Here is a 783-nt window from a genome sequence, read left to right on the forward strand (position 1 = left end):
CCGCCGGGCCAGCGGCGCACCAGCCGCCGCTGCCACTCGGGCGCCTCGCCCCCGGCGACCGCCGAGACCCACCACTCGGGGTGCGCCTCGGCCGCGGCGTCGCGCCGGGAGTACTCGTCCACGACGGCCCGCCTGCCGGTCCGTCCGCTGATCCACCAGTGGATCCCCTGGTAGAGCAGGAAGCAGGCGAGCAGGAGCAGGGGGATGACGATCAGGTAAGGGGTGGCGTTCCTGATCATCGGGAACACCGCGATCGGCGTCTCGGGGCCGACGGCCGCCGGGACGTTCAGGCAGCCGCCCTGGCGGGGGTCGTGGCAGGGGCGCAGCGTGCCCAGCCACTCGGCGACGATCAGCAGCGTCGCCAGCAGGACCGTGTTGAGCAGCGCGACGGCCAGCCCCAGCACCACGAACGGCGCCGCCCACCGGAAGCGCCCGCCGGGATCCGTCGCCGTGCGGTTCTCGGTGCGGTTCTCGGTGCGGTTCGCGGTGCGGATCCCGGTGGCGCCGACGACCAGGCCCAGAGCGACGCCGGTCCAGATCCAGGCGTAGTCGGTCTCCCAGACCGACAGCAGCACGACCCCGGCGGCGAAGGCGACGGGCGCCAGGACCGTGCGCGCCGCGGTGCCCGGCCAGTCCTTCCTGGTCCAGGCGGCCGCGGCGAGCGTGGCGGGGACGAGGAAGAGCGTGACGAAGACGCCCGCGTACACCCAGCCCAGGAACGCCTGGAGGCCGGGCAGCTCGTGCGGTCCCGTCCCGAACGGGTCGCCGGGCGGCCGTCCGGCG

At 75.2% G+C, this 783-nt stretch carries 1 protein-coding gene; it reads right to left on the reverse strand.

All coding sequences use genetic code 11. The features are described 5' to 3' along the window. Positions 1-783, reverse strand: a 783-nt coding sequence (locus ABD844_RS18095; RefSeq protein WP_344878531.1) for a hypothetical protein, incomplete at both ends; no start/stop codon positions are given.

Origin of the sequence: Nonomuraea antimicrobica, assembly GCF_039536965.1 — a bacterium.
GTDB classification, from domain to species: domain Bacteria; phylum Actinomycetota; class Actinomycetes; order Streptosporangiales; family Streptosporangiaceae; genus Nonomuraea; species Nonomuraea antimicrobica.